The 18277-nt window shown below is 48.0% G+C and carries 17 protein-coding genes; 15 read left to right on the top strand and 2 right to left on the bottom strand.

The window, feature by feature from the left end; genetic code table 11:
- Nucleotides 1–9 precede the first annotated feature (9 nt).
- Nucleotides 10–1068, top strand: a complete 1059-nt coding sequence (locus GCWU000321_RS05390) for an ABC transporter ATP-binding protein (RefSeq protein ID WP_007070098.1) — start codon at nucleotides 10–12, stop codon at nucleotides 1066–1068.
- Between the two features lie 124 nt (nucleotides 1069–1192).
- On the opposite strand, the gene bcp is transcribed toward GCWU000321_RS05390, so the two are convergent.
- Nucleotides 1193–1654, bottom strand: a complete 462-nt coding sequence (bcp, locus tag GCWU000321_RS05385; protein ID WP_007070097.1) for a thioredoxin-dependent thiol peroxidase — start codon at nucleotides 1652–1654, stop codon at nucleotides 1193–1195.
- A gap of 206 nt (nucleotides 1655–1860) precedes the next feature.
- Here bcp and GCWU000321_RS05380 point away from each other — a divergent pair, with 206 nt between their 5' ends.
- The 10 genes from GCWU000321_RS05380 to GCWU000321_RS05330 all read left to right on the top strand — a co-directional run bounded on the left by GCWU000321_RS05380 (nucleotide 1861) and on the right by GCWU000321_RS05330 (nucleotide 13111).
- Complete coding sequence (locus tag GCWU000321_RS05380) at nucleotides 1861–2367, top strand: hypothetical protein (protein WP_007070095.1); 507 nt, start codon at nucleotides 1861–1863, stop codon at nucleotides 2365–2367.
- Nucleotides 2368–2722: 355 nt separating this feature from the next.
- The gene (locus tag GCWU000321_RS05375) at nucleotides 2723–3052 is read left to right on the top strand and encodes a metal-sensing transcriptional repressor (RefSeq protein ID WP_007070094.1); all 330 of its coding nucleotides are present in this window, start codon (nucleotides 2723–2725) and stop codon (nucleotides 3050–3052) included.
- A 30-nt stretch (nucleotides 3053–3082) separates the two neighbouring features.
- Nucleotides 3083–5890 (top strand): heavy metal translocating P-type ATPase, encoded by a 2808-nt coding sequence (locus tag GCWU000321_RS05370; RefSeq protein WP_007070093.1) that lies wholly within the window; start codon nucleotides 3083–3085, stop codon nucleotides 5888–5890.
- Between the two features lie 712 nt (nucleotides 5891–6602).
- Entirely contained in the window at nucleotides 6603–7592 is a 990-nt protein-coding gene (locus GCWU000321_RS05360; protein WP_007070091.1) for an HlyD family secretion protein, read from the top strand.
- 39 nt (nucleotides 7593–7631) lie between these two features.
- On the top strand, nucleotides 7632–9386 hold the full coding sequence (locus GCWU000321_RS05355; protein WP_007070090.1) for an ATP-binding cassette domain-containing protein: 1755 nt from the start codon (nucleotides 7632–7634) through the stop codon (nucleotides 9384–9386).
- Nucleotides 9383–10507 carry an ABC transporter permease gene (locus GCWU000321_RS05350; protein ID WP_007070089.1) on the top strand — a complete coding sequence of 375 codons (1125 nt, stop codon included), beginning with the start codon at nucleotides 9383–9385 and terminating at the stop codon, nucleotides 10505–10507. Before GCWU000321_RS05355 ends, GCWU000321_RS05350 begins: the two co-directional genes overlap by 4 nt.
- Nucleotides 10504–11622 carry an ABC transporter permease gene (locus GCWU000321_RS05345; protein ID WP_007070088.1) on the top strand — a complete coding sequence of 373 codons (1119 nt, stop codon included), beginning with the start codon at nucleotides 10504–10506 and terminating at the stop codon, nucleotides 11620–11622. Before GCWU000321_RS05350 ends, GCWU000321_RS05345 begins: the two co-directional genes overlap by 4 nt.
- 10 nt (nucleotides 11623–11632) lie before the next feature.
- Nucleotides 11633–12277, top strand: a complete 645-nt coding sequence (locus tag GCWU000321_RS05340; protein WP_007070087.1) for a TetR/AcrR family transcriptional regulator — start codon at nucleotides 11633–11635, stop codon at nucleotides 12275–12277.
- Nucleotides 12274–12660, top strand: a complete 387-nt coding sequence (locus GCWU000321_RS05335) for a hypothetical protein (protein WP_007070086.1) — start codon at nucleotides 12274–12276, stop codon at nucleotides 12658–12660. Before GCWU000321_RS05340 ends, GCWU000321_RS05335 begins: the two co-directional genes overlap by 4 nt.
- Before the next feature lie 193 nt (nucleotides 12661–12853).
- Nucleotides 12854–13111 (top strand): hypothetical protein, encoded by a 258-nt coding sequence (locus tag GCWU000321_RS05330; RefSeq protein ID WP_040381342.1) that lies wholly within the window; start codon nucleotides 12854–12856, stop codon nucleotides 13109–13111.
- A 208-nt stretch (nucleotides 13112–13319) separates the two neighbouring features.
- On the opposite strand, the gene GCWU000321_RS05325 is transcribed toward GCWU000321_RS05330, so the two are convergent.
- Nucleotides 13320–14201, bottom strand: coding sequence for a GIY-YIG nuclease family protein (locus GCWU000321_RS05325; RefSeq protein WP_007070084.1), 882 nt, complete (start codon nucleotides 14199–14201; stop codon nucleotides 13320–13322).
- Between the two features lie 127 nt (nucleotides 14202–14328).
- On the opposite strand from GCWU000321_RS05325, the gene GCWU000321_RS05320 reads away from it, so the two are divergent.
- The 4 genes from GCWU000321_RS05320 to GCWU000321_RS05305 all read left to right on the top strand — a co-directional run bounded on the left by GCWU000321_RS05320 (nucleotide 14329) and on the right by GCWU000321_RS05305 (nucleotide 18269).
- A complete protein-coding gene (locus tag GCWU000321_RS05320; protein WP_007070083.1) occupies nucleotides 14329–15102 on the top strand; it encodes a TatD family hydrolase in 774 nt (257 codons plus the stop codon).
- A gap of 88 nt (nucleotides 15103–15190) precedes the next feature.
- Complete coding sequence (locus GCWU000321_RS05315) at nucleotides 15191–15790, top strand: alpha/beta hydrolase (RefSeq protein ID WP_007070082.1); 600 nt, start codon at nucleotides 15191–15193, stop codon at nucleotides 15788–15790.
- A 23-nt stretch (nucleotides 15791–15813) separates the two neighbouring features.
- Nucleotides 15814–16437, top strand: coding sequence for a Type 1 glutamine amidotransferase-like domain-containing protein (locus tag GCWU000321_RS05310; RefSeq protein WP_040381340.1), 624 nt, complete (start codon nucleotides 15814–15816; stop codon nucleotides 16435–16437).
- Nucleotides 16438–16787: 350 nt separating this feature from the next.
- Nucleotides 16788–18269, top strand: a complete 1482-nt coding sequence (locus GCWU000321_RS05305) for an aldehyde dehydrogenase family protein (RefSeq protein ID WP_040381338.1) — start codon at nucleotides 16788–16790, stop codon at nucleotides 18267–18269.
- The last annotated feature ends 8 nt before the right edge of the window (nucleotides 18270–18277 follow it).

The following is an 18277-nucleotide window of genomic DNA, read 5'->3' as shown; positions in this document are numbered from 1 at the left end:
GGTGGAAATATGTCAGACTTAGTATTGCAGCTGAAACAGATCAATAAATATTTCGGTCGGAGCCATGTCATCAAAGACGTGAACATTGATTTTGAAAAGGGGCATTTCGTTACATTCCTCGGGCCGTCAGGCTGCGGTAAGACCACGCTTCTCCGCATGGTGGCAGGTTTCTATGAGCCGGATGACGGGGAAATACTTCTCAACGGCAAACGAATCGAAAGGATTCCTCCTTACAGCAGAAATACGGCCATGGTATTTCAGGAATATGCCCTCTTTCCGCATATGAACGTTTTTGATAATGTTTCCTATGGACTTCGTGTGAAGAACCGTCCGAAAGAGGAAATAGAAAGACGTGTCAAAGAAGCGCTTGATCTCATGCAGCTCAAAGGCATGGAGGACCGTTTCCCGAACCAGATGTCCGGCGGACAGCAGCAGCGTGTTGCTGTGGCCCGTGCCCTTGTCATGAATCCTGAAGTTCTTCTTCTTGATGAACCGCTGTCCAATTTGGATGCGAAGCTGCGCGAAAGCGTCCGCGTGGAACTCCGTGACATCCAGAAGAAGATGGGGCTTTCCACGATTTATGTCACCCATGACCAGTCGGAAGCTCTTTCCATGTCGGACATGATTGTCGTCCTTAAAGGCGGCGTCGTCCATCAGACAGGATCGCCCCAGGAGATCTACTTTGAACCGAAAACGCCGTTCGTGGCGGACTTCATCGGCACGACAAACCTCCTCAGCGTAAAAGGGCTGGGAGAAAATACTGTTTCTTACGGAAACGACAGAATTCCCACTACGAAGAGCGTAAATGCAGGGCAGGAATACTGCCTGAGCATCCGTCCCGAATGTCTGAAGTTGGTGAAAGAGGCCGTTGACGGGCAGGTGAATGTAAAAGTCACCATTCAAAATAAAATGTTCCTTGGAGAAAAAATCCGCTACTTTGTCAATGACAGTCTTGGCAAGGAATGGATTATCGATATTTACGACCCCGGCAGGGCGATCCTGGAAGGCGAAGCATATGCCGCTTTCCCCTTTGAAAAGGCATGGCTCATTGAAGATCTGACGGATTGAAATGAAAAAAGAGCGGAGTTTCCGTAAAAAGAAACGACGCTCTTTTTTTGTCCACCGAAAAGGCATGAGTGGAGGGGCTGTGACAAGGCACAAAAATATTTTGTCACAGCCTCTTTATAATTGGCTATGGCAGATCTCTCAGCAGATCGTTTACATGAGAAGCAGCTTTCACGTTCCTGTATTCTTTTACCAATACGCCTTTTTCATCAATGATGAATGTGGAGCGCTCGATGCCCATGTATTTTTTCCCGTACATGCTCTTTTCTTTCATGACGCCGTACAAATTGCACACCGTTTCCTTTTCATCAGAAAGGAGAGGGAAATTAAGTTCATACTTGTCGCGGAAATTGCAGTGCTTTTTCACGCTGTCGCGGCTCACGCCAAGTACGGAATAACCCCGCTTCTTAAATTCTTCCAGATTGGCGCGGAATGCCTGCGCTTCCAGCGTGCACCCGGAAGTATTATCTTTCGGATAGAAATAAAGAATCACCTTCCCGCCCTTGTAATCGGAAAGGGAAATATCCTGTCCGCCGTCAGACGGAAGTGTGAATAGGGGCGCTTTTTTGCCCACCGTAAGATCTGCCATGATAACCTCCTTAAAGAAATATATTTTCTTTCATTATAGTATGGGGGAGACAGGATGTAAAACGGAGAAAAAGCTGTAAAAATAATCCTCTCCCGGCAGCTGAACAGCAAGCATAAGGAGATATATGAATCGCAGACAAAGATGGTATAATGAATTTATACACAGGGAAATCGCATAAATTGACATTTTAACATCCGGAGATAAAAATGTCTTTTCATGAAGAGCTGAATCAAAAACTGAATGTATTCTTTAATCGTGACTGGTTTGTTGAGTTGTCGGAACAGGAAGAGGAAAAGATGGAAGAACTCGCGGCCGGTCTTGTGAAAGATTTTGGCTGGGATACGGTTTTTCATGCAGCGTTCAAATATCTGAAAGGAAACTGCCGGACACCAGAGTCTGTAATGAATTTCGCACATCTGTATTGGGAATCCTGGTGGTGGAATTACCCGATTGAAGAGCCATACAGGTTTATAGGATACTTCTATTACAGGATTGGTATGGATGTGGAAGAATATGATTCGGATCAGGACATATTGGACAGCCTTTCGTGCAGTATATTGACCAAGTCGGGATATAAACAGGCTGACTTGTATGAGAATCCATACTATATTCCGGAACGGGATCCGCTCATGATACAGGCGTTAGAAGAATATATAAACAATGAGAAAAACAGAAATTATCAATGCGGAAGAGAAGAAGCCGGACGGGGATAGGATTCATTGATTTCCGAAGCGGTGTATGGAGATAGGTGTGCGGTTGTAGGAATATCCATTTCTGAAAAGAAACAGGCAAATCTCGGTTTACAGAAAGTTTAGCTTTATACAAGACGGCAGGATGACAAAACGATCCTGCCGCTTTGCTTTTTCTATTCGGTATTTTGTTTGCATATGACTGCGTTCTTCCAGTTTATTTCCGTATGGCAGCGGACATGTTTTTCGGATTTATTCCGTATATTTAATTTTTTTATTGACAGATAGACCCAAGGGGGGTATAGTATAATCAAAAAGAAGATTTTCGATTCAGCAGTAAGAATGAGAGAGAGTACGAAAAAGCAGAGAGGAAAATGAAATGGAAGCGAAGGAGACAAAACAGATAACCGGTATGGAAACAGAGGAAGCCTGCTGCCGTACGGAACGGACACCGGCAGAACAAAAGAAACTGCTTATCCGCCTTAAGACGGTGGAAGGGCAGATCAGGGGCATACAGAAAATGGTGGAAGCTGACGCATACTGCCCAGATATCCTCATGCAGGTATCAGCCGTATCCAATGCGCTGAATTCTTTTAACAAACTGCTTCTGGCATCCCATATCCGAGGCTGCGTTTCCGATGATATCCGCGAAGGACGGGACGGAAAAGTGGATGAGCTCTGCACCATGCTCCAAAAACTGATGAAATAATTTTTTGACAGGAAATGAAAGAGGTAAAAAATGAGACAATATACGGTTACAGGCATGACCTGCGCAGCGTGCCAGTCCCATGTGGAAAAGGCAGTCGCTGAAGTGCCGGGGGTCTCTTCGGTGGCCGTGGCGCTCCTGACAAATTCCATGGCGGTCGACGGCACCGCATCAAACGAAGAAATCATCCGCGCCGTTGAAAACGCGGGGTACGGAGCGCGGCTCAAAGGTGAAGAAAAGAAAAAGAGCTCCGCTTCAGAAAAACTGGCACAGGAAGCGGAAGCCCTGGCCGACCATGAAACACCGAAGCTCAAAAGGCGCCTCATATGGTCTGCCGTATTTCTTGCGCTCCTCATGTATATCACCATGGGGCACAATATGCTCGGCTGGCCTGTTCCCGCATTTTTTGACCATAATCATCTGGGACTTGCTCTGACAGAAATGTTCCTTGCCCTTATCGTGATGTATGTCAATAAAGATTTCTTCCTTTCCGGCGGGAAATCCCTCGCCCATGGCGCGCCGAATATGGATACCCTCGTGGCGCTCGGCTCGGGAGTTTCCTTCCTCTGGTCGCTCTATGTTCTTTATGAGATGACCTACCTCCTTACGCATGGTACATCGAACACGGATCTCATGGAAATTTATCACGACCGGCTTTACTTTGAGTCCGCCGCCATGATTCCTGCTCTCATCACTGTAGGGAAAACACTGGAATCTCTATCCAAAGGCCGGACCACCGATGCTTTGAAAAGTCTGATGAAGATGGCGCCAAAAACGGCGGCCATTGAAAAAGACGGGCAGGAAGTATCCGTTGCCATCGACGAGGTGCAGCCGGGAGATATCTTTGTCGTAAGACCGGGAGAAACCATTCCCGTAGACGGCGTGATTATAGAAGGCGCGGCAGCGGCAGACGAATCCGCTCTTACGGGAGAATCCGTTCCGGTGGACAAAGCAGAAGGCGACACCGTGAAAGCTGCCACTATAAACCGTTCCGGATTCATCCGTGCCCGTGCCACCCGTGTGGGCGAAGACACGACCTTCTCACAGATCATCCGCATGGTCAGCGATGCGGCTGCTACAAAAGCGCCGATTGCAAGAATCGCTGATGCCGTGTCCGCCGTTTTCGTGCCTGCCGTCATCGGTACAGCCGTTCTCGTCATGATCGTGTGGACACTCCTCGGCGCGCCCGTGGCGAAAGCATTGGAATACGCCATCTGCGTTCTCGTCATTTCCTGTCCCTGTGCGCTGGGACTGGCAACGCCCGTTGCCATTATGGTCGGCAGCGGTGTAGGCGCGAAAAACGGCATTCTTTTCAAAACAAGCGAATCTCTTGAAAATGCGGGAAAAATACAGATTGTCGCGCTTGACAAGACCGGTACCGTTACGGAAGGGAAGCCGAAAGTTACCGGCATTTATCCTGCGGGACATATGACGGACGATGAACTTCTCCTTCTGGCGTATTCGCTGGAACGGAAATCCGAGCATCCCCTTGCCCGGGCCGTTGTGGAAAAGGCGGAAGAAAGAGGCATGAGTCCGAAAGAAACCTCCGGATTCCGGGTTCTTGCGGGAAACGGCCTTGCCGCCGTTATGGACGGGGACACGATTCACGGCGGGTCGGAAACCTATATTTCCACGCTGGCGGATATACCGCAGGATATGACAGAACTCTCCCGGGCATTGGGGGGGGAAGGAAAAACGCCGATTTTCTTTGAACGGAACGGGATCTTCTTGGGGATTATAGCCGTCGCCGATGTGATTAAGAAAGACTCCGCCCAAGCTGTTAAAGAACTGCAGCATATGGGGATTGAAATCATCATGCTCACAGGAGATAATCAGCGGACGGCAGACGCCATCGGGAAAGAAGCGGGTGTTGACCGTGTCATTGCAGGCGTCCTTCCTGACGGGAAAGCGGCTGTTATCAAAAATCTGCAGAAACGGGGCAGGACGGCCATGGTAGGGGACGGGATCAATGATGCACCCGCGCTTACCGGGGCGGATATCGGGATTGCCATCGGCGCAGGGACAGATGTAGCTGTCGACTCCGCCGACATCGTTCTTATGAATTCCAGGCTCACCGATGTTTCCGCTGCCATCCGATTAAGCAGGAAGACGCTGAAAAATATCCGTGAAAATTTATTTTGGGCCTTCGCATATAATATTCTGCTTATCCCCGTGGCGGCCGGCGTATATCCTATGATTTCCATAAATCCCATGTGGAGCGCGGCGGCGATGGCTCTTTCCAGTGTCACCGTCTGTCTGAATGCCCTTCGGCTGAATCTGTTTAAAGTCCATGACAGCGGGAAGGACAAGCCTCTGAAGAAGAAAGCGCTTCTGCCGGCGGAAGTGCCTGGTGCAGAAACCGGCACTGCTATAGAGAAGAAAGAGGCGGCAGGAAAGGAAAGGGCGGCTATTATTTCCGTAGAAGGCATGACCTGTGAAATATGCGAGCACCACGTGGAAAATGCGTTGAAGAAAATAAAAGGTGTTGTGGAAGCAAAAGCGGATCATACCACAGGAAAAGTAAAGATGACTTGCTCGGCCGCTCCTGATGAAGAAACCGTGAAGAAAGCAATTTCCGAAGCGGATTACATTTACAAAGGAATGGTATTTCCAAAGGAGGAAATGAAAATGAAAGAAACAGTAAAAATTGAAGGCATGATGTGCGGCCACTGCGAGGCGACAGTAAAGAAATCGCTGGAGGCCATTGACGGCGTGGATCGCGCGGAAGTGTCCCATGAAACGGGTACCGCCGTGCTCACTCTTTCCAAAGAAGTCGCTGATGCGGATGTACGGAAGGCTGTCGAAGACAAAGATTACAAATTCGTAAGCATCGAAAAATAAAATCAAAAATGAAAAGCCCGCGGGAGAAAATAAGATCATCGCGGGCTTTTCATGTGTCCGTCTTGGGACAGGTTTTGTATTAAATGTTTATTTTCGTGGTTAGGAATGCGGGAACGGAAAGCTGATGCAAAACAGTATAGAGGGTGGAATCCGTTATCGTAATGTATTGATATGAAATGTCCTGTAAGCCTTGTTTGCCTTTTCAGAAAAAACGGGAGAGCGGTATTTCTGGAAGCCGATTCCCTTATACAGTAAAAAAGGACGGCTCGCACCGTCCCTTTTCAGGAGTATAAAAAAATAAAGGAAGTTGGAAAGGAGTGATTTTCGCTTGGGAGTGCGAAAATTTCCCAACGGCAGAACCGTTTCATGAATCCGCTTCTGCCTGTAAGTAGTATATCACAAATAAATGATTTTGAAAACTACTTTCAATTATTTTTTTAAAATTTTTTATGGAAGCGGTATTTACAGGAAAAGAAATAACAAAGAACTATTTTTTTCTTATGATTGATGCAGATGATTTCCAAATCACTGCCGGAGGAGAGTATTCTGTACCGGCGGTTAAAACACCCTGTCCGGCAGCCGCAGGAAGAAGCGGTTTCCGTCAATCCGTTTTCTTTTACGTGAACTTGTAATTCAAATTTGAATTTGATACCATGGAGAAAAGAATGGAATTTATGAGAAAGCAGCGTTCAGGAAGAAAGGATACTTGAAAATGGAATGGCTGGGGCGGAACAGGAAATCGGTCATCATTGCCGTGGTTTTGGTGATCGCTTTTGCTGCGGGATATTTCTTTTATAAGAGCAGGAATGCGGAACAGGGAAGACTGATCCTTTACGGAAATGTAGATATTCGTCAGATTTCTCTTGCTTTCAACAGCAATGGGCGGATCGAGGAAATGCTGAAAGAGGAAGGCGATGCGGTGAAGGCAGGCGATGTGCTGGCGAGGCTGGATACCCGCCCGCTGGAGCTGGCGATTGCCCAAAAGAAGGCGGTGATTGCCCAGCAGGAAGCGGTGGTGGCAAAGCTGCACAACGGTTCCCGTCCGGAAGAAATTACCCAGGCGGCAGCGCAGGTGGAATCTCTGGCGGCCGCGGAAAATAATGCCCGCGCTTACTACCGGCGTATGGCATCGCTTCTTGCCGACGGTGCGGTAAGCAGGCAAAGTGCCGATGATGCGGAAGCACGATGGAAAGCGGCGGCTGCCAATTTGGAAAATGCGAAGGCTGCATTGTCTTTGGCAAACAAAGGGCCCCGTGATGAAGATATCGCGGCGGCGGAAGCGCAGCTTTCCGCTTTGAAAGCAGGTCTTGAAAATGATCTGTACAATTTGAGCCAGGCAACGCTTGTCGCGCCGCAGGACGGCGTGATCCGTTCCCGCTTGATGGAAACGGGGGATATGGCATCTGCTGCGAGGCCGGTGTATCTTATCGGTCTGTCCGATCCGAAATGGATCCGTGCGTATGTGCCTGAAAGCCGTCTTGGCGAGTTACGGGAAGGTATGGAAGCGGATGTTTATGTGGACAGTTTCCCGAATGAAGCGGTTAAGGGAAAAGTGGGATATATTTCCGATACAGCGGAGTTCACGCCAAAATCTGTACAGACGGAGGAACTCAGGACATCGCTCCTTTATGAAGTGCGCATTTTTGTGGATGACGAAGAGAATCGCCTCCGCATGGGAATGCCGGCAACGGTGAAGTTTTGAAATCACGGAAAGTTTTTAAATACCGGGAAAGGATGTATCGTGGCTGACGGATATGTGGTGGAAGCGGCCGGTGTGACGAAACGGTTCAGGGATTCCCGCGGGGGAGCACTGTTGACTGCCGTGGACTGTCTGGATATACGGGCGGCGCGGGGGAAGATGACAGCGCTTATCGGGCCAGACGGCGCGGGGAAGACGACATTCCTTCGCATGGTCTGCGGGCTGATGTTTCCTACTGAAGGGATTCTTTCTGTACTTGGCATTTCTGTGGCGGACAAACCTGCAGATGTGCAGAGGCGTCTTGGATACATGCCCCAGAGGTTTGGGCTCTATGAGGATCTGACGTGTATGGAAAATATGAATCTTTACACTGATCTTCATGGGATTTCGGCAGAGGAACGGAAAGAACGGTTTGAAAAATTATTTCATATGACCGGTCTTGCACCGTTTGCACAACGTCTTGCGGGAAAGCTGTCAGGCGGCATGAAGCAGAAACTGGGACTGGCGTGTACTCTCGTGCGGACACCGGAGCTGCTTATTCTTGACGAACCGACAGCAGGCGTCGATCCTCTTTCCCGACGGGAGCTTTGGGAAATATTGAAAGACCTTGTGAAGGGCGGGCATATTTCCGTCCTTGTATCCACAGCCTACATGGAAGAGGCGGAGCTTTGTGACGAGGTATACATCCTGAATAAAGGGAAAGTTCTTGACAGGGGCACGCCGGAGGAGCTGAGGAAGGAAACGGAAGGCCGCTGCCGGATGGCGAAAACGCCGGAAGGGATACCGCCCCGCGTGCTTCAGGCTGCATTTCTGGATGATCGGGAGTCTGTGGAGGATGCCGTTCCCGAAAAGGGGAATGTACGGTTCGTTTTAAAGGAAGGGGTGCCGCTTGAACGGATAAAAGCGTTTTCCTGTTATCCCCGTTTGGAAACGGAAGGAGTGCCGTCCCGTCTGGAAGACAGTTTTATGTGCTGTCTTGGGAAATTGGAAAGAAAAGAAAGTCCTCTTGAAGGATTTGAACTGGATTATAAAGAACCGGCACATATTTCCGGCAAAGTGGATATTGAAGTGAAAAATCTGGTGCGCCGGTTTGGTGATTTCACCGCTGTGGACAATACATCATTTCAGGTTCATGAGGGAGAAATCTTCGGGCTTTTGGGGCCGAACGGCGCAGGCAAGTCGACAACGTTTAAAATGCTCTGCGGACTTCTTCCCGCCAGCAGCGGCGAATTGTCGGTGGCAGGGGTAAACTTGCGGACAGCACGGGCGGCGGCTCGGGCCAATGTGGGATATGTGGCGCAGAAATTTTCTCTCTACGGTATGCTTACTGTCCGGGAAAATCTGGAATTTTTCGGAGGCGCTTACGGACTGCCCCGGCAGAAAATAAAAGAAAGGATAAAAGAGGTCCTTTCCCAGTTTGGTCTCAGCGGCGCAGAAGACAGGATGGCCGGCGATCTGCCCGGCGGGTACAAACAGCGCCTGTCCATGGCGGCGGCTCTTCTTCATGAACCGAAAATATTATTTCTCGATGAACCGACAAGCGGCATTGATCCCCCTGCCCGTCGGATTTTCTGGCGGCAGATAACAGCGCTGGCCGCAAAGGGAACGACAGTGATCATCACGACGCATTTTATGGACGAGGCGGAATACTGCGACCGCATCATGATACAGGATCAGGGAAAGATGCTTATTCTTGGAACGCCCGAGGAAGTACGGAACAGGGGCGGGAAAAATCTCACCATGAATGAAGCGTTTATTGCCATTGTGGAAAACAGCCGGAGAGAGGAGGAGTTATGATGGAGACCTTCCGCCGTATTTCTTCATTGGTGAGAAAGGAATATAACCAGCTTATCCGTGACCGCAGCAGTCTGGTGATCGGAATCGTTATTCCCATCATGCTCATTCTTCTTATCGGGTACGGCCTGTCGCTGGATGTGAAAAATGTGCCTGTGGCGGTGGTCATGGAAGATGCATCACCCACGGTGCAGGATATGCTTTCTTTTATGGACGGCTCCGACTATTTTGATCCCCGCTATACCACGTCCATGAAAGAAGGTACGGAAATGATGAACCGGCGGGAAGTGGACGCCATAATCCGTGTGCCGCCGAATTTCACGGAAAATCTTTCTCGGGGCGGCAGCCATGTGCAGATTATTCTCTGGGGCGTGGACGCGGCTTCCGCACGGACGGCAGAATCTTATCTTGAGGCAGGCCTTGCTTCATGGCAGGCGGCCAATGCGTCAAAGTACATGACCGTATCCGACGGCCTCGGTTTCGTATCCGTCACGCCGCGGCAGTGGTTCAATGACGCCAATACAAGTACGTGGTTCTTTATTCCCGGGCTGGTGGTGCTCATCATGACGCTTGTCGGCCTGTTCCTGACTACAATGGTCATGGCGCGGGAATGGGAAAGGGGCACGCTGGAAGCCCTTTTCATCACGCCGGTGAGACCGATAGAAATACTTCTTTCGAAAATGATCCCTTACTTCGGCATTGCCGCAATCGGCTTCTGGCTCTGCATGGCGGCGGCGCGTTACTTATACGGCGTGCCTGTGCACGGTTCATTCTTAATGATCCTTCTGGGATCCGTTATTTACCTCATCGTGACGCTGGGTATGGGACTTACGATTTCGTCGGTGATCAAAAACCAGTTCTTTGCGTGCCAGGTGTCTATGCTGGTGAGTACGCTTCCTACGGTTATGCTGTCAGGATTTATTTTCGATCTGCGAAGCGCGCCTGCCGTGGTCTATGCCGTGGGGCATGTCCTTCCTGCTACATACTACATGGAACTTTTGAAGTCGCTCTTCCTTGCGGGAAATGACTGGGCGCTTATCAGGGAGAACTGTCTGATCTTAGGGGGATACGCTGTGTTCTTTACGGGACTTTCCTGCGTGGTAACGAAAAAGAGGCTGGAATGATGGAACATATTATGCTTTACATCCGCCGCATCCTTTTCATGGTACGGAAAGAAATGCTGACCACCCTGAAAGATCCGAAAAGCCGCATTATCCTTATTATGCCTGTCATTATCCAGTCCCTGCTTTTCGGTTATGTGGCATCGTATAATCTGGACAGCGTGGATTATGCCGTCCTTGATTTAAGCAGGAGCCGCTGCTCCGAAGAATTGATTGCCGAATTGGACGGAAGCGGGATATTTAAACGGGTGGCGACACTTGGGAGCACATCGCAGATCGCCCGATTCATCGACGGGCGGAAAGCAGGCGTCGTCCTTGTCATCGGTCATGATTTTGCAGATAAGATAACCGCGGGGGAAACCGCGCCTGTCCAGGTAGTCACCGACGGAAGGAATACGATGACATCGAGCATTGCATCAGGATATATTTCCGCGGTGGCAGCGGCATATAACAGCCGGCTTCACGGCGGTCATCAGCTTCTCCATATAGACCCGGTAGCATGGTATAATCCGAACCTGATTTCCCGATGGGGGTTCCTCGCGTCGCTCCTTCCCATGGTCAGCCTGACACAGGTAATGATCCTTGCGGGGCTGTCCGTGGCGAGGGAAAGGGAAAACGGTACTTTTGACCAGCTCATGGTGACGCCGCTCCTTCCCATGGAAATACTCATCGGCAAAGCGGTACCGCCGCTCCTTATCGGTATGCTCCAGTCTTTCATCGTACTGTCGATTGCTGTCGTATGGTTTAAAGTGGCCCTCGTGGGTTCCCTCTTTACCCTCGCCCTTGTCATGGCGGTATTTCTCCTTTCCTGTGTAGGAATCGGTCTTTCCATTTCTGCTGTCGCCAAAAATATGCAGCAGGTTATTGTGTACAACTTTGTGGTGCTTCTTCCCATCATGCTCCTGTCAGGCATGGCGACGCCTGTAAGGAATATGCCCACTGTGCTTCAGTATTTCACCTATATCAATCCCATGCGCTTTGCCATCGACGGCGTACGGCGCGTATATATCGAGGGGGCTTCTCTTTCCATGATTGCCTACGACTTCATTCCCATGCTTATCGTGGCGGCGGTGACAATGCCCCTTGCTGCATGGATGTTCAGACATAAATTAGGATAAAGGAATTGCAATGAAAGAAAATCAGAAAAACGGGCGCCGTATGGACGGGCGGGAAACCGAAGAGAAAATCATCGAATGCGCGGGACAGCTCATTGCAGAGAAAGGATTCGCTTCCGTGACAAGCAAAGAAATATGCCGGGCAGCAGGTGTGAATCTGGCGGCGGTCAATTACCATTTTGGAAGCCGTGACGGACTCTATCTTGCCGTATTGGAAAACGTCCAGCAGTACCTTGTCGGGCTGCAGCAGCTGATCGACCTGTATGAGTCGGATCTGGCACCGCGGCAAAAAATGGAAAAACTTATTGACTTTCTGGCAGGAAATGCCTTCCGAAAAAATGAATGGCAGATCAGCGTGTGGGTACGGGAAGTGATGAATCCTTCTCCCATGCTGGAAAAAATATTTCAAAAAGAAGCGCTCCCGAAAATCTCCGTCATCATAAAAATATTTTCAGAATACACAGGCTATACCGCCGATGATCCCCGGCTGTACAGCGGGATTATTACCCTTGCCGCGCCTTTTGCCGTGTGCCTCCTCGGACGGCACCATTCCCTGCGCAGGGAAATGCCTGTCCATATACCGATAGAAACCATGGCGGAAAATATCAAACAGCTGGCTCTTGCCAATTTGGAAAATTTAAAAAGGAATAAAAGATGAACATGGAAAAGACGACAGAGCGGTACCCCATACGCTATTACAGCATGATTACCGTAGCCAAAGATTTTATTTCACAGGCGAACGGGTCTCTTGTCGAAGGCACGGCAGACTGGAAAGCGGCGGATAAAGAATTGGAAAAACTGAAAAAACTTTCGGAAAAGCACGACTGTTACGCCACAGTGGTGAACAGTCTCACGCCGTATATATTTCTTCTGCTGGAAACGGAAGAAGGAAAGCCCTACTGGCAGTACATGGAAATGGCGGGCGCCCTCCACATGTTCCATTTCACTGATGAAGAAAGCTGGGTGGAAGCGGAGAAGATCATTTATGAAAACGGCGGGTACATGTACCGGATAAAAGAGATTTATCTGCAAAGAAAATAGAGAAGAAAAGTTTTATGCAATCTAAATTTATGGCTTATCATGGAACGCTGGCAGATGACATTTAACACTTTTCCCTAAAGAGTCATTCTTCGATTTGTGTTGTCGCCCCTTTTTCTGTTTTTTCCACAAAGCATTTTTGCATCCGACCTAAATGACGGGGAACGGTAAGGTGTCATCCAGAGGAATAAATTTTTTGCTCTGCATTATTGTCTTTGAAAAACTTACAGATAAAAGTATAATTGCCATATTGAATACCATGAAAAGAGAATTTGCTCATAATGGATACCGTTTTTACGATTTTATTCAAGGCGGAATTTTGCATACGCTGGAAATTAACTGCAAGGTGAACTTCGGTTGGCTGTTTGAGGTGAAAACGGGCGGCAGAAAAGAGTATATCTATGCGGGAGAAAAGTTTAAAGAAATCGCACCGGAAAGATATAAAAACTTCTGATTGTTATACTGAGGGAAATCATGAGGCGGATCATCAGGGGGAGTACCGTTTTATCTGACGGAAGGCAATAAAAATAGGTCTTACGTTTCAACAGCGGGCAGAATTGTTTTGAGGGCATGTAAACCATTCTGTGCAGTCCTCGGAATCGGATAGTAAATAAGGGCAGAACCGTTTTTGATGGCGCTGCCTTTTTATCATTGTACAGGAATTATAACAAAACCTGCTTCTGCGAAAGAGAAGACTGTTCCAGTTTTTTTAGTGAAGTACCTTTTTCATCTTTCCATAAGATATTTCCGCTTAAAGAACAACCGCCAATAAAACCTGCGGCGGCGCTGGGACTGCTTAAAAGAATGGTTTCTGTGAGAGTACAGGTGGCTTTATCAATTTGGTTTCCATATTTTTCACGAAATCTGATGACATTGGCAGGACAGCTTTTATTTAAATTTGGATTGACAGCGCTGCCTTTAAGGATGACAAAACCTTCATTGGTTCGTTTGCCAGTTGCTTTATATCCATTATATTCCATGTGCAGTAATGGTTCATTATCGGGATCTTCTTTGGATTCTGGCTTGGTAATTGGTTCAAAAAGTTTATGCCCTAACGCAGGGAAGATAATTCTTGCGTCATCGATATGGTCTTCCATGGCGCTTTTTATTTCTTCGACGGGATCTCCTTCGGTGGGATTATTGATGTTTACAACAGTATAGCGTTTGGCGTCGGTGATAATGTTGTAGAAGCGATGTTCAAGATAACTTATTTCCGTTAACCCGAAAGAGTGGTCTGTGGTGGTGAAAATAATAGCTTCATTCCAGTCGATAGTATCATGGGGTTCAAGTATACGGGACAGAACTCCATTCTTGTTTTTTCGTACACAGGCCTGTCCCACATAAACGATGTCGTTCAATTCGTGATCTGTGCCAAAAAGGAAATAGATACCGCTTTGTTCAAGATGAGGAATATTTTTACATTTATCTATGGATGTTCGAGGAATTTTGTAGGCAATGCTTGTCCGATTATCTAATTTGCATTTTATTCTGTCGGTAGGATCTCCGTCCATCAGGTACAGTATAAGTCGTTTTCCTCTTTTCATTGTTTTCTCCTTTACATTTAGTCCAAAGTTTAGGGAAATTTCTTTTATAGTATAACAGAAGGCAGAATAGAATGAGTTGCCGCGGCGGGGGAAGTCTGATACGATGGGAAAATGAAAGCGAGGAGTTATGAGGACATATTATGATATCGGACTGAATTTATTTACCCGTTCTTTTCCCGATCCGGAGCGGATTATTGCGGACGCGGAAGCGGCGGGAATCTGCTGCATTCTTACGGGCTCGGAAGCGCGGGAGAATGAGCTTGTGAATGAGTTCGTGAAAACCCATGATGTTTATGGCACGGCGGGTATCCATCCCCATGCTGCTGATGACGCTGCGGACAAGGATCTGGAACGGATCGAGGAAATCATTCTTTCCAATCCGAAGATCGTGGCGGTGGGGGAATGCGGACTGGATTATGACCGGATGTATTCGACGAAGGAAAACCAGCTTTATTATTTCAAAAAGCTGATTGCTCTCGGCGAGAAGCTGAAGAAGCCGCTGTTCCTCCATGAACGGGACGCGGAGGAAGATTTCATTTCCTGCTTTGACGGGCATGAAGACATATGCAGGCGTTCGGTGGTGCATTGCTACACGGGAAATAAAGAGACGGCGGAGACGCTTTTGGACATGGGGTTTTCCATCGGGATCACCGGATGGATCTGTGATGAGCGCCGGGCGGAGGCATTGCGGGAAGCGGTGAAAATCATTCCCCCGGACCGCATTCTTTTGGAAACGGACGCACCCTACCTCACCCCGCGGGGGATTCCCGGCCTTAAGCGGACGAATGTGCCTCAGAATATCGTATATGTCGCCCGGACCCTTGCCCACTACATGGGAGTCAGCGAAAAGGACGTGATCCGTCACGCGAAAATAAATACGGAGCGGATTTTTGGGTTATAGAGCTGTTTCTGTGAGAAGGGGCGCAGGAAAGATTGCAGAAAAGGTTTAAGAAAAATACAGAGAGATCAGCACATGCCGAAGGGAAATTATGGACAAAATAGCGGTTTATATACATGGAAAAGATGGCAATGTAAATGAAGCGGAGCATTATAAACCTCTGTTTCCCCAATATGACGTAAAAGGCTTCGATTACAAAGCGCAGACACCTTGGGAGGCAAAGAAAGAATTTCCGTTCGCTATCCGTTCTCTGTGTAAGGAATATGAGTCGGTGACTCTGATTGCAAACAGCATAGGGGCGTACTTCGCGCTGCATTCGTTAGCCGGACAGCGGATCGAAAAAGCATTTCTGATTTCCCCGATTGTTGACATGGAAGAACTGATCATACAGATGATGGCACAGGCGGGCATAATAGAGGGAGAATTGGAAAAGAGAAAAGAGATATATACATCCTGTGGGGAAAAATTATCGTGGGAGTACCTGTGCTATGTCAGAAAGAATCCTCTTGCCTGGAATATTCCTACCGAAGTATTGTATGGGGAGAGCGACCATATGACATCCTGCGAAACGATATCCGCATTTGTGAGGTTGACCGGCGCGGGATTGACGGTGATGAAAGAAGGCGAGCACTGGTTTCATACAAAGGAGCAGATGGCATTTCTTGATGCATGGATTAAACGGTCGCAGTGATGGAATTTATAGGAGGTAAACTGATGGAAATTTTACTTATGTCGTATTTAGCCGGAACCAAGGCGATTGTTGAGAAATATCTTTCAAAAATGACTGATAAGAAGATAACGTTCATACCTACTGCCGGAAATGTTGAGGAATATACTGGGTTTATCGATGAAGGTGTCGGTATGCTGAAAGAATTAGGCTATGAAATAGAGATTGTCGATATCGCAAAATATGAAGAAGAGGTCCTGAAGGATAAATTTTTAAAAGCGGAATGTATATGTATATCGGGAGGCAATACCTTTTATTTACTGCAGGAATTAAAAAGAAAGAATCTTACAGAGTTTTTATCAAGCAGGATTAAAGAAGGCATGTTCTATATGGGTGAATCGGCGGGAGCGATGATTATGTCGAAGGATATCGCATATAGCCAGATCATGGATGATAAAAATGTCGCGACAGAATTAAAAGATTACTTCGGATTAAATGTATTTAAATACTATATTCTGCCGCATATGGGAGAATATCCTTTTGAGGAAACTGCACAGGAAACCTTGGATTTTTATAAAGATAAGATAGATTTAATACCGATAAACAACAGCGAAGCGGTATTAGTAAAAGATGATGGATATAAGATAGTAAAGGAAATGGAAACTGAATAGGACAGTCCTGTTTGTCCAACTGAAATAATGAAATAAAATTTTATCACACGGTTGCGCATGAAACAGTAAATCAAAAAAGGGTTTACTGTTTTTTGTTACCTGCTATACCGCATATTTCACTAAAAATAAAAATTTTTCGCAAAAGTATATCGAATGACTTGAATGTTTCGATATGCCCTGTTATAATAAAGGCACAAAATCGGATGAGCCGAAGAATACTGTGTGAATCTATGTCAGGTGATGTCTTTGGTTAGGATGACTTTGAATGAACTCTCGGACCTCCGGCCAATCGTAAAAACTCCGGGAAGACAATCTCTTGTTTCATGTTTTTTTTGAAAGGTGGTTTATTTATGGCAAACATTCAGAAACAGTATGATCTTTTCATTGACGGCAAATTTGTGCCCGCCTCTGACGGCAAAACTTTTGAAGCCCACAATCCCGCCAACGGAGAAGTGCTTGCGTCTTTTGCGGAAGCGACCCGGGAAGATGTGGATCTGGCGGTGAAAGCCGCTCGGCGCGCCTTGAAATCCTGGCGCAAGACTTCTCCCATTGAAAGACAGAATTATCTCCTGAAGATTGCGGATATTATTGATCAGAATGCTGAGCATCTGGCTCTTGTCGAAACGCTGGACAACGGTAAGCCGATTCGTGAAACCAGCGCGGTGGATATTCCTATGGGGGCGGACCATTTCCGTTATTTCGCAGGATGCATCCGTGCGCAGGAAGGCACGGCGACGATGCTTGACGACAATACGATGTCTCTTGTGATTCATGAACCGATCGGTGTGGTCGGACAGATTATTCCCTGGAATTTCCCATTTCTTATGGCCTGCTGGAAGCTTGCTCCGGCGCTGGCGGCAGGCGATACGATCGTTATCAAGCCGTCTTCCCATACGTCTCTGTCTCTCATGGAACTGGTCAGACTGATTGCCGATGTGCTGCCGGCAGGCGTGCTGAACGTGATTACCGGTGCCGGATCCAAATCCGGGCAGTGGATTCTTGATCATCCCGATTTCGACAAGCTGGCATTCACAGGCTCTACTGAAATCGGCCGCAGCGTATATCAGGCAGCTGTAGACAAACTGATTCCTGTCACTTTGGAACTCGGTGGCAAATCGGCCAACATGATTTTTGACGACTGCGATCTGGAGCAGGCGGTGGAAGGTGTGGCGACAGGCATCCTCTTTAATCAGGGACAGGTCTGCTGTGCCGGTTCCCGCGTATTTGTGCAGGAAGGCATCTTTGATAAGTTTGTCGCTAAGCTGAAGGCAACTTTTGAAGGAGTCAAAGTGGGCGACCCGACAGATCCGTCTACCCAGCTGGGGGCGCAGATTTATAAGAGCCAGCAGGAAAAGGTGCTGAAATATATTAAGATCGGTCTGGAAGAGGGCGGCGAGCTGGTGACCGGCGGCGAACGCTACACGGAAAACGGATGCGACAAGGGCTTCTTCATGAAACCGACCATTCTCATTTCGAAGACAAATGCGGCACGCGTATGCCAGGAAGAAATCTTCGGGCCGGTCGTTGTGGTGCAGAAGTTCAAGACGGTTGATGAAGTTATCGAACTGGCGAACGACAGCGTCTACGGTTTGGGTGGCGGCGTTTTCACAGGCAGCCTGAATACGGCCATGAAGGTCAGCCGCGGTGTACAGACGGGTCGTGTCTGGGTCAATACGTACAATGCGATTCCCGCGGGCGCTCCCTTCGGCGGTTACAAGGAGTCCGGCATCGGCCGCGAAACTCACAAGGTCATGCTGGAACATTACAGCCAGACGAAAAATATCATGATCAATCTGAAAGAGGGAACCACGGGCCTCTATGATGTGAAATAAGGCAGGAA

Origin of the sequence: Dialister invisus DSM 15470 (genome assembly GCF_000160055.1) — a bacterium.
GTDB lineage: Bacteria > Bacillota > Negativicutes > Veillonellales > Dialisteraceae > Dialister > Dialister invisus.
Note: the sequence above shows the minus strand (reverse complement) of the source record. Positions and strands in the feature narration are given on the sequence as shown.

Coding starts and splice junctions, on each gene's coding strand:
- GCWU000321_RS05305 (WP_040381338.1), top strand. CDS start 16,788: ATGGCAAACATTCAGAAACAGTATGATCTTTTCATTGACGGCAAATTT.
- GCWU000321_RS05345 (WP_007070088.1), top strand. CDS start 10,504: ATGATGGAACATATTATGCTTTACATCCGCCGCATCCTTTTCATGGTA.
- GCWU000321_RS05360 (WP_007070091.1), top strand. CDS start 6,603: ATGGAATGGCTGGGGCGGAACAGGAAATCGGTCATCATTGCCGTGGTT.
- GCWU000321_RS05335 (WP_007070086.1), top strand. CDS start 12,274: ATGAACATGGAAAAGACGACAGAGCGGTACCCCATACGCTATTACAGC.
- GCWU000321_RS05315 (WP_007070082.1), top strand. CDS start 15,191: ATGGACAAAATAGCGGTTTATATACATGGAAAAGATGGCAATGTAAAT.
- GCWU000321_RS05350 (WP_007070089.1), top strand. CDS start 9,383: ATGATGGAGACCTTCCGCCGTATTTCTTCATTGGTGAGAAAGGAATAT.
- GCWU000321_RS05310 (WP_040381340.1), top strand. CDS start 15,814: ATGGAAATTTTACTTATGTCGTATTTAGCCGGAACCAAGGCGATTGTT.
- GCWU000321_RS05390 (WP_007070098.1), top strand. CDS start 10: ATGTCAGACTTAGTATTGCAGCTGAAACAGATCAATAAATATTTCGGT.
- GCWU000321_RS05340 (WP_007070087.1), top strand. CDS start 11,633: ATGAAAGAAAATCAGAAAAACGGGCGCCGTATGGACGGGCGGGAAACC.
- GCWU000321_RS05375 (WP_007070094.1), top strand. CDS start 2,723: ATGGAAGCGAAGGAGACAAAACAGATAACCGGTATGGAAACAGAGGAA.
- GCWU000321_RS05380 (WP_007070095.1), top strand. CDS start 1,861: ATGTCTTTTCATGAAGAGCTGAATCAAAAACTGAATGTATTCTTTAAT.
- bcp (WP_007070097.1), bottom strand. CDS start 1,654: ATGGCAGATCTTACGGTGGGCAAAAAAGCGCCCCTATTCACACTTCCG.
- GCWU000321_RS05325 (WP_007070084.1), bottom strand. CDS start 14,201: ATGAAAAGAGGAAAACGACTTATACTGTACCTGATGGACGGAGATCCT.
- GCWU000321_RS05370 (WP_007070093.1), top strand. CDS start 3,083: ATGAGACAATATACGGTTACAGGCATGACCTGCGCAGCGTGCCAGTCC.
- GCWU000321_RS05320 (WP_007070083.1), top strand. CDS start 14,329: ATGAGGACATATTATGATATCGGACTGAATTTATTTACCCGTTCTTTT.